Below are 7,676 nucleotides of genomic sequence, written 5' to 3' on the forward strand. Positions count from 1 at the left end.
CGGGGAGAGGGCTTCGGCGACCCCGTCGTCGCCGAAGCGAGCCGGCAGGCGGTGGTGAGGGGGCGCATCAGGACGAGCCTCATCCTTCGAAGCCCCCTCACCCTCGCTACCGCTCGTCGCGACGACGACAGGGTCGTCGCGACCCTCTCCCCGCGTGCGGGGAGAGGGGCTAACACGGCAAGCATCGCGCAGCGCGTCCACGAGGGCGCAACCGGCGACGAATCCCAGCGTCGCGACCATCTCCGGCGCCACGCCGGCCACCGGCAGCAGCAGGCTCGCGGCGAGGTTGCCCTCCGGCGAGGTCCACGCGTTGCCGCGGCGGCCGCGGCCCGCCTCCTGGCGTTGGGTCGTGACCCAGAGCGGGCCCGCCTCGCCGCCGCGGGCGAGGCGCAGGGCCTCGCTGTTGGTCGAGTCGAGCCGGTCGTGGCTGTGAAGCCGGTGTCCCTCGGACCGGGCGGCTTGGCTCAGCCGGAACTGCATCCGCCTCAGAACAGCGCCTTGGCGGCGTCGCCCGCCGCCGCGACCAGCGGGGCCGGGACGAGGAAGAACAGCACCACGACCGCGCTCGACACGCCGAGCACGATGGCCGAGCCCGGCGGTATCCGCTCGTAGGGAGCCCTGGCCTCGTCGAAATACATCACCTTGACGAGGCGCAGGTAGTAGAAGGCACCCACGACCGAGGTCACCACGCCGACGACGGCGAGCGTGACGAGCCCCGCCTTGATGGCGGCGGCGAAGACGTAGAACTTCGCGAAGAACCCGGCGAGCGGCGGGATGCCGGCCAGCGAGAACATCATCGCGGCGAGGCAGAAGGCCAGCCACGGATGGGTGCGCGAGAGCCCTGAGAGATCGTCGATCGTCTCGAACATCTTGTCCTTGCGGCGCAGGGACAGCAGCACCGCGAAGGCGCCGAGCGTCATCGCGAGGTAGATCACCATGTAGATGATCACGCCGCGCACGCCCTCCTCCGAGCCGGCGGCGAGCCCGATCAGGGCGTAGCCGACATTGCCGATGGAGGAATAGGCCATCAGGCGCTTGATGTTGCGCTGACCGATGGCGGCGAACGAACCGAGCGCCATGGAGGCGATCGAGATGAACACGATGATCTGCTGCCAGACCGCCGTGACGTCGGGGAAGGCGCCGATGAAGACGCGCACCGTCATCGCCATGGCGGCGACCTTCGGCGCGGAGCCGAAGAAGGCGGTGACCGGCGTCGGCGAGCCCTCGTAGACGTCCGGCGTCCACATGTGGAACGGGACCGCCGCGAGCTTGAAGGCGACGCCGGCGGCCACGAACACGATGCCGAGCACGATGCCGAAGCTCGACGGACCATTCAGCGCCGTCACGATGCCGGGGAAGGAGACCGTGCCGGTGAAGCCGTAGACCAGCGAGGCGCCGTAGAGCAGCATGCCCGACGAGAGCGCGCCGAGCACGAAGTACTTCAGGCCGGCTTCGGTGGACTTCACGTCGTCGCGGTGGAAGGCGGCGATGACGTAGGCGGCCAACGATTGCAGCTCCAGCCCGAGATAGAGCGAGATCAGGTCGTTGGCCGAGGCCATCACCAGCATGCCGATGGTGCAGAGCACGATCAGGATCGGGTACTCGAACCGGTCGATGCGCTCGCGCTGGAAATAGTCGCGCGAGAGCAGGATGGTCGCTGCCGAGCCGATCAGGATCAGCGACTTCATCACCCGCGCGAACGGGTCGGCGATGAAGGCGCCGTTCAGCGTCGTCACGTTGCCCGTCTGCGAGACGACGAGGAAGAAGGTGAAGATCAGGAGGATCAACGCGCCGACGTTGACGCCCTCGGACGAGCGCTCGCCGCGCCACGCCCCGTAGAGGACGAGCAGCAGAGCGCCGACGCTCAGGACGATCTCCGGCAGGACCGGCGTGATCGCCGGCAGGACGGACTGGATCGGGGTCATCGCGCGGCGGCCTCGATGGTTTTCTGGGACTCGGGTCCAGCCATGTTGTCCGCCGCCGCGAGCTTCGCGGCCTTGGCGGCGGCTTCCGCGGTCTGCGTGTTGGCGAGCGCCGTGCGCATGTTCTGCATTAGCGCCTCGGTCGAGGGCGCGAAGGTGTCGAGCACGGGGGCCGGATGGACGCCGTACCAGATCGTCAGCGCGACGAGCGGCGCGATGATGATCTTCTCGCGCAGGTCGAGATCGAGGATACCCTGGAGGTTCGGCTTGTCGAGCTTGCCGTAGATCACCCGGGCGTAGAGCCAAAGCGCGTAGCCGGCCGAGAGGATGATGCCGAAGACCGAGAAGAACGCCACCGTCGGGTTGGTGCGGAAGGCGCCCATCATCGCCAGGAACTCGCCGACGAAGCCCGACGTGCCGGGCAGGCCGACATTGGCCATGGTGAAGACCATCATCGCCGCGGCGTAGAGCGGCATCCGCTTCACGAGGCCGCCATAGGCCGCGATCTCGCGGGTGTGCATCCGGTCGTAGACGACGCCGACGCAGAGGAAGAGCGCGCCCGAGACGATGCCGTGGGAGATCATCAGGAACAGCGCGCCCTGGATGCCTTGCTCGTTCAGGGTGAACAGGCCGAGCGTGACGAAGCCCATATGCGCCACCGACGAGTAGGCGATCAGCTTCTTGATGTCGGTCTGCATCATCGCGGTGAGCGAGGTGAAGATGATCGCGATCACCGACAGGGCGAAGACGAGCGGCGCGAAGGAGGCGGAGGCGTCCGGCAGCATCGGCAGCGAGATCCGGATGAAGCCGTAGCCGCCCATCTTGAGCAGGATGCCCGCCAGGATCACCGAGCCCGCCGTCGGCGCCTCGACGTGGGCGTCGGGGAGCCAGGTATGGACCGGCCACATCGGCATCTTCACCGCGAAGCTCGCGAAGAAGGCGAGCCACAGCCACCATTGCAGGCCGACGGGGAAGCGGTGCGCGAGCAGCGTCGGGATGTCGGTGGTGCCGGCCTCCCAGTACATCGCCATGATGGCGAGCAGCATCAGCACCGAGCCGAGCAGGGTGTAGAGGAAGAACTTGAAGCTCGCGTAGATGCGCCGCTTTCCGCCCCAGATGCCGATGATGAGGAACATCGGGATCAGGCCGGCCTCGAAGAACAGGTAGAACAGCACGAGGTCGAGGGCGCAGAACACGCCGATCATCGTCGTCTCGAGGACGAGGAAGGCGACGAAGTACTCCTTGACCCGGTTCTCGACCGAGAGCCACGAGGCCCCGATGCAGAACGGCATCAGGAAGGTGGTCAGCAGGATCAGCGGCATCGAGAAGCCGTCGACGCCGAGCTTGAACCGGATCGTCTCGGCGAGCCAGGCATGGCTCTCGACGAGCTGGAAGCTCGGGCTCGCGATGTCGTAGCGGGCCCAGGCCACCAGCGAGAGCAGGAAGGTGACGATCGTGGTGATCAGCGCCGCCCAGCGGGCGTTGCGCTTCACCGCCGCCGTCTCCTCACCCAGGGTCAGGATGAAGGCGGCGCCCGCGAGCGGGACGATCAGGAGCCCGGAGAGAAGACCGAGGCCGAGCATCAGTGGGTCCCCCCAGGCACGCCGGAGACGAGGTACCAGGTGATCAGGCCGGCGACCCCGACGAGCATCACGAAGGCGTAGTGGTAGACGTAGCCGGTCTGCAGGCGGACCATGCCGCGGGTGATATCGACCACGCGCGCCGAGATGCCGTTCGGGCCGAAGCCGTCGATGATGCGGCCGTCGCCCTCCTTCCAGAGGAACAGGCCGAAGTTCTTGGCCGGCCGCACGAAGATCCGGTCGTAAATCTCGTCGAAGTACCACTTGTTGAGCAGGAAGCGGTACAGGATCGGCTGAGACTCGGCGAGGCGGTGCGGCATGTCGGGCCGGCGGAGATACATCCAGAAGGCCAGGAGGAAGCCGAGCACCAGCATCACGAAGGGCGAGGCGGCGACCCAGCCCGGCGCGTCGTGGATCTTGTGCATGATGTCGTTGCCGGACCCGTGCGGGAGCGCGTGGCCCCAGAACTTGTCCATGTCGTGCCCGATGAAGCGGTCCTTGAAGATCAGGCCGGCGAACAGGGCACCGAACGCCAGGATGCCGAGCGGGATCGTCATCACGAGCGGGCTCTCGTGCGGCTTGTGGGCGTGGTCGTCGTGATGCTCGATCGCGCTGTGCGAGGTGGGCTCGACGTCGTGTCCCTTGTCGTCGTGGGCAACGCCCTCGTGGTGGCCCGGCGCGCCGTCGGCCTGGTGCGCGGTCGCCGCGTGGGCGTGCGCGCCATGCCCGTGATCGGCGTGCGCATGGTCGTCATGCGCGTGATCGTCATGCGCGTCGTGGCCGTGGGCGCCGTGCGCCGCCCAGCGCTGCGGGCCCTCGAAGGTGAGGAAGAACAGCCGCCAGGAGTAGAACGAGGTCATCAGCGCGGCGATCACGGTGGCGAGGAACGCCAGCACGTGGCCCGGGCGGTCGGACATGTAGGCCGCCTCGATGATCGCGTCCTTGGAATAGTAGCCGGCGGTGAAGGGGAAGCCGATCAGCGCGAGCGTGCCGATCGTCATCATCGCCGTGGTGAAGGGGATGTAGGGGCGCAAGCCGCCCATGTTCCGCATGTCCTGCTCGTGGTGCATCGCGTGGATGACCGAGCCGGCCCCGAGGAACAGCAGCGCCTTGAAGAAGGCGTGGGTGAAGAGGTGGAACACGCCGGTGGCGTAGGCCCCGACGCCAAGGCCGACGAACATGTAGCCGAGCTGCGAGCAGGTCGAGTAGGCGATGACCCGCTTGATGTCGTTCTGCACGAGGCCGACGGTCGCCGCGAAGAAGGCGGTGATGCCGCCGATGACGGTGACGACGGTGAGCGCGGTCGGCGCCAGCTCGAACAGCGGCGACAGGCGGGCGACCATGAACACGCCGGCGGTGACCATGGTGGCGGCGTGGATGAGCGCCGAGACCGGGGTCGGGCCCTCCATCGCGTCGGGGAGCCAGGTGTGCAGCAGGAACTGCGCCGACTTGCCCATGGCGCCCATGAACAGGAGCAGGCAGGCGAGCGTCAGGGCGTGCCAGTCAGCCCCAAGGAAGTGGAAGGTCGCGTCCTTCAGCTCCGGCGCCTTGGCGAAGATGGCGTCGAACCCCACCGAACCGGTGAGGACGAACACCAGGAAGATGCCGAGCGAGAAGCCGAAATCGCCGACGCGGTTGACGATGAAGGCCTTCATCGCCGCCGCATTCGCCGAGGGCTTCTCGTACCAGAAGCCGATCAGCAGGTAGGAGGCGAGGCCGACGCCCTCCCAGCCGAAGAACATCTGCACGAGGTTGTCGGCGGTCACCAGCATCAGCATGGCGAAGGTGAACAGCGACAGGTAGGCGAAGAAGCGCGGCCGGTGCGGATCCTCGTGCATGTAGCCGATGGAGTAGAGGTGCACGAGGGTCGAGACCGAGGTCACGACGACGAGCATCACCGCCGTCAGCGTGTCGACCTTGAAGGCCCAGTCGACCACGAGGTCGCCGGCCGAGAACCATTGCGCGACGGGCACCGTCTCGGCGCGGCCGTCGCCGGTGACGAGGAAGAAGGCGCCCCAGGACAGCAGGGCTGCGAAGGCGAGGCAGCCCGTCGTCACGAGCTCGCTCATCCGCGCGCCGATGCGCCGGCCGAACAGGCCGGCGATCAGGGCACCGATCAGCGGGAAGAAGACGATCGCGTGATACATAGAATTCGATTGCCTCGCAGCAGGCGGACGAAGGGGCGGCGCGGGGGAGCCGTCAGCCCTTCATCATGCTCACGTCCTCGACGGCGATGGAGCCGCGGTTGCGGAAGAACACCACCAGGATCGCGAGCCCGATCGCGGCCTCGGCCGCGGCGACCGTCAGCACGAACAGGGCGAAGACCTGTCCGGTGATGTCGTTGAGGTGGGTCGAGAAGGCGACGAGGTTGATGTTCACGGCGAGCAGGATCAGCTCGACCGACATCAGGATGACGATGACGTTCTTGCGGTTGATGAAGATGCCGAGCACGCCGAGCGTGAACAGGATCGCGGCGACCGTCAGGTAGTGGCTCAATCCGATCATCGGCCTCAGACCTCCACGCCCTGCCGCGAGGGCACCTTGATGGTATCGACCGCCATCGCCTGGGTGCGGGCGTTCTGCACGGAGATGTTCTGGCGCTTCACGCCGGTGCGCTCGCGCAGGGTCAGTACGATCGCGCCGATCATCGCCACCAGCAGGATCAGGCCGGCGATCTGGAAGGCGTAGACGTAGTCCGTGTAGAGCACCCGGCCGAGCGCCTCGGTGTTGGTGGCGGTCTCGCCGTGGGCGGCGCGGCCGAGCGGCGCCTGCACGAGGCCCGGATCGATAGTCCAGGTGCCGACGACGAGGAGCAACTCGATCAGGAAGATCGCCCCGATCAGGCCGCCGATCGGCAGGTAGCGCTGGAAGCCCTGGCGGAGGGCGGCGAAGTCCACGTCGAGCATCATCACGACGAAGAGGAACAGCACCGCCACGGCGCCGACATAGACGACGACGAGGATCATCGCCAGGAACTCGGCGCCCATCAGCACGAACAGCCCGGCGGCGTTCACGAAGGCGAGAATCAGGAACAACACCGAGGTGACCGGGTTCCTGGCAGCGATCACCATGAAGCCCGAGGCCACGGCGAGGCCCGCGAAGAGATAGAAGAAGGCGGCGGCTGCGGTCATGCGATTTTCAGCATCGGCCGCTCGGTCGAGCGGCTCCCTTCTGCCTCGGTGGACCCTCGGCCGCAGGCGGCGGCCCGTCTATAGAACTGGGCTGTGCAAGGCACAACCGGCGGCGGACTAGCGGTAGGGCGCGTCCATCGCGATGTTGCGGGCGATCTCGCGCTCCCAGCGATCGCCGTTCTCGAGCAGCTTCTGCTTGTCGTAGAGCAGCTCCTCGCGGGTCTCGACCGAGAACTCGAAGTTCGGCCCCTCGACGATGGCATCCACCGGGCAGGCCTCCTGGCACATGCCGCAATAGATGCACTTCACCATGTCGATGTCGTAGCGCGTGGTGCGCCGCGTGCCGTCGTTGCGGCGGGGGCCCGCCTCGATGGTGATGGCCTGGGCCGGGCAGATCGCCTCGCAGAGCTTGCAGGCGATGCAGCGCTCCTCGCCGTTGGGATAGCGGCGCAGCGCGTGCTCGCCGCGGAAGCGCGGTCCGCGATGGCCCATCTCGAAGGGGTAGTTGATCGTGGCCTTCGGCTTGAAGAAGTATTTCATGGCGAGGAAGAACCCCGACACGAACTCCTTCAGGAGAAGGCTTCTGGCGACCTGATCGAGCTGCACGGCGCGATCTCCAATTTCGTGAGGTTCAAGCGCCCGGCGCGAGGCCGGTGAGCTTGAGGACGAAGGCGACGACGATGACCGAGATCAGCGAGAGCGGAAGGAAGACCTTCCAGCCGAGCCGCATGAGCTGGTCGTAGCGGTAGCGGGGCACCATGGCCTTCACCATGGCGATCATGAAGAACAGGAAGCTGGCCTTGAGCGCGAACCAGATCACGCCGGGCACCCAGGTGAAGGGCACGAACGGAATCGGCGAGAGCCAGCCGCCCAGGAAGAGGACGGTGCCGAGCGCGCACATGGTCATGATCGCCACGTACTCGCCGAGCATGAACAGCAGGTACGGGGTCGAGGAATACTCGACCATGTAGCCCGCCACGAGCTCCGACTCGGCCTCCGGCAGGTCGAAGGGCGGGCGGTTGGTCTCGGCCAGCGCCGAGACG

The 7,676-nt window shown here is 67.0% G+C and carries 8 protein-coding genes; all 8 read right to left on the reverse strand.

The window, feature by feature from the left end; translation table 11 throughout:
* Positions 1-480 (reverse strand): lipoate--protein ligase family protein (locus MFF42_RS23410; RefSeq protein ID WP_507763118.1); only part of this gene is annotated, 480 nt, incomplete at its 3' end.
* A gap of 5 nt (positions 481-485) precedes the next feature.
* Positions 486-1,925: an NADH-quinone oxidoreductase subunit NuoN gene (gene nuoN, locus MFF42_RS23415; protein ID WP_238258150.1), complete on the reverse strand. Its 1,440-nt coding sequence runs from the start codon at positions 1,923-1,925 to the stop codon at positions 486-488.
* The gene (locus MFF42_RS23420) at positions 1,922-3,505 is read right to left on the reverse strand and encodes an NADH-quinone oxidoreductase subunit M (RefSeq protein WP_238258151.1); all 1,584 of its coding nucleotides are present in this window, start codon (positions 3,503-3,505) and stop codon (positions 1,922-1,924) included. The genes nuoN and MFF42_RS23420 overlap by 4 nt, the downstream gene beginning before the upstream one ends.
* Positions 3,505-5,649, reverse strand: a complete 2,145-nt coding sequence (gene nuoL, locus MFF42_RS23425; RefSeq protein ID WP_238258153.1) for an NADH-quinone oxidoreductase subunit L — start codon at positions 5,647-5,649, stop codon at positions 3,505-3,507. Before nuoL ends, MFF42_RS23420 begins: the two co-directional genes overlap by 1 nt.
* 52 nt (positions 5,650-5,701) lie before the next feature.
* Positions 5,702-6,007, reverse strand: coding sequence for an NADH-quinone oxidoreductase subunit NuoK (gene nuoK / locus MFF42_RS23430; RefSeq protein WP_003598182.1), 306 nt, complete (start codon positions 6,005-6,007; stop codon positions 5,702-5,704).
* A 5-nt stretch (positions 6,008-6,012) separates the two neighbouring features.
* Positions 6,013-6,633 carry an NADH-quinone oxidoreductase subunit J gene (locus MFF42_RS23435; protein ID WP_238258155.1) on the reverse strand — a complete coding sequence of 207 codons (621 nt, stop codon included), beginning with the start codon at positions 6,631-6,633 and terminating at the stop codon, positions 6,013-6,015.
* Positions 6,634-6,750: 117 nt separating this feature from the next.
* Complete coding sequence (nuoI, locus tag MFF42_RS23440; protein WP_238258157.1) at positions 6,751-7,239, reverse strand: NADH-quinone oxidoreductase subunit NuoI; 489 nt, start codon at positions 7,237-7,239, stop codon at positions 6,751-6,753.
* 25 nt (positions 7,240-7,264) lie between these two features.
* A partial coding sequence (locus MFF42_RS23445; RefSeq protein ID WP_238258158.1) for a complex I subunit 1/NuoH family protein occupies positions 7,265-7,676 on the reverse strand: 412 nt, incomplete at its 5' end.

The sequence above is a fragment of the Methylorubrum podarium genome (assembly GCF_022179745.1).
Taxonomy (GTDB): Bacteria; Pseudomonadota; Alphaproteobacteria; order Rhizobiales; family Beijerinckiaceae; genus Methylobacterium; species Methylobacterium podarium.